Annotated in this window: 2 protein-coding genes; one reads left to right on the forward strand and one right to left on the reverse strand. The window is 60.2% G+C overall.

All coding sequences use genetic code 11. From position 1 onward, the window contains the following. The coding region (locus FS320_RS42090; protein WP_152717431.1) for an integrase core domain-containing protein at positions 1 to 290 on the forward strand (290 nt) is incomplete at its 5' end. 52 nt (positions 291 to 342) lie between these two features. Here FS320_RS42090 and FS320_RS42095 read toward each other — a convergent pair. Continuing rightward, on the reverse strand, positions 343 to 1638 hold the full coding sequence (locus FS320_RS42095; RefSeq protein WP_152718484.1) for a methyl-accepting chemotaxis protein: 1296 nt from the start codon (positions 1636 to 1638) through the stop codon (positions 343 to 345). Positions 1639 to 2151: the final 513 nt, after the last annotated feature.

A 2151-nucleotide genomic window follows, 5' to 3' on the forward strand; every position in this document is an offset into this window, starting at 1 on the left:
CCAATGGTCTCGTGGAGCGCTTCAACGGGCGGGTGCAGCGCGAGGTGCTGGGCATCACCATCTACAGCCATCGGGACCTCGAGACGCTGCTCAAGGGCTTCAATCAGGCCTATAACAGAAGACGTCAACGCGTGCTCAAGGGGCGATCCCCGGATGAGGTTGTGCGAAGCCGCCTGGCTGCCGAGCCGAAGCTCGCCAACCGCCGCTACAAGCCACCCGATGCAGACGCGTTGCCGCCCGCCCTCCAGGTCATCGCTCATGCCAAGGAGGTCTCGCATCCAGACAACTAGCAATCTGAGCCGAGATCTCGTCCGTTGCGCGGGAGGTTTGGCTCGCCAGTTCCTACACCTCAGAGGCCACGACCGCAAAGCCCTTGCCGGCCTCACCGGCGCGTGCTGCCTCGATTGTAGCATTCAATGCCAGCAGGTTGGTCTGAGACGCAATGGTGCTGATGAACTGGACCACATGACCAATCTTCTCAGCAGAAGCTGCAAGCATCTGCACGGTCTGATTGGTACGCTGGGCATCCACGACAGCCCGCTCGGCAACACGAGAGGATTGTGTCACCTGAGCGGCGATCTCACGGATCGAGATCGACAGTTCTTCCGTGGCCGCCGCCACCGTTTGCACGTTGGCCGAGGTCTGCTGGGCCGTTGAGGCAACGCCCACCGACTGCTGGGTCGTCTTGTCCGCCACAGAGGTCATAGATCGGGCCGTGTCCTCCAGCCCGTTCGCCGCCACCGAAAGACGCTGGACCAGGGCACCGACCTTCGTCTCGAAGCTCTGCGCCAACTCAGCCATCATTCGGCGCTTCTCGGCTTCGCTCTGCACGCGGGTGCGCTCCTGCTGGCCCCTGAGGTGTTCCATTTCTCGAGCATTGTCCCGGAACACCTCGACGGCCCTGGCCATTTCACCAATTTCGTCGCGGCGCCTTGCCCCGATCACGTCAACGTTGGTGTCTCCATCTGCCAGAGCCCTCATCGTCCTGGTCATGGCACCGATCGGCCGCAGGGCCCCGCGAAGCAGGTAGAGACAGAGGCCGATTGTTATCAGAAGAGATATCGTGGCGGCCGCTGCATTCATCCAGCGGGTTATGGCAGCCAGCGCGCCAGCCTCCTGCTCCAGACGCTTTGCCACCTCTCCGATCCGGCCGCTGATGGTCTCCATCGCATCTTCGAGCACATCAAATCTCTGTACAAAGTCAGGAAGCATACGCTCCGCCTCCCTCGTACTCTCAAAGGCCGCTTCAACGAGAGTCGAGGCGGCTTTCGCATAGGCTGCCAGTGGCTCCTCGACATCGGCGAGAGCAGTGCGGATATCAGGGCTGAGAGCAAGCCCCTTGTTCTCATCAATATTGCGTCGAAGCTGAGCCAGGTGATCGCGTAGGTCTTCCTCGACGTGCGAACGCGACGTCGGCTCGACCCGCGCCGCATGGAGGGCACGATAGACGTCGCCTCGCAGAGCATCGTGCATCATGTCTGCGTTGCCCTGATTGCGGGTTGCCTGCGCCAGGACCAGGTTTTGCGAGATGCCGTCCGTCAGAACTGCGTTGCTCCACACTGCACTGATGCCCGCCCCCAGGCCCACTGCGAGCATGAGACCAGTAATAATGATGAATTTAGCCCGTAACGACTGCATGATTCCCCCCACTTCCCCAAGGAATCATGTTCGAGTTGCTGTTAAAAAAGTCCTACGGCCACAGATTTCATCAAATATTCCGATCACATTGACCTATCGCTGCATTGAATTTCGGGCTGAATCGATTACCCGATCATAATACGTTCGTAGTGGTTCGTGGGATGTCCACAATACTGCCTCGTCCTCACAGTGGAAGTCCCTCACTGGGTCGCAAGCGGACATATATCCATTCCCCGAGCGTTGGATCAAAATCGGTAGGTTTCGCGGACGGTCACAAGGACCGCTTTGTGCCAGGGAACGAACCCGCTCGCGCGGGAGGACACTGCGGCTGGGGCGGCGCCATGACTTGGGGGCGGTAACCCGCTGAAGGGCACACGATGACAGGACTGGGTCCTGTCTTGAGGATCGAGGGGTTTGGTCCCTCCACCTCACGACAGGAGCCCTCGATGACCGAGACAGCCATCAGCCCGCTGCGCCAGCGCATGATCGACGACATGACGGTGCGCCATTTCG

The sequence above is a fragment of the Microvirga tunisiensis genome (assembly GCF_009296175.1).
In the GTDB taxonomy this organism is placed as follows: domain Bacteria; phylum Pseudomonadota; class Alphaproteobacteria; order Rhizobiales; family Beijerinckiaceae; genus Microvirga; species Microvirga tunisiensis.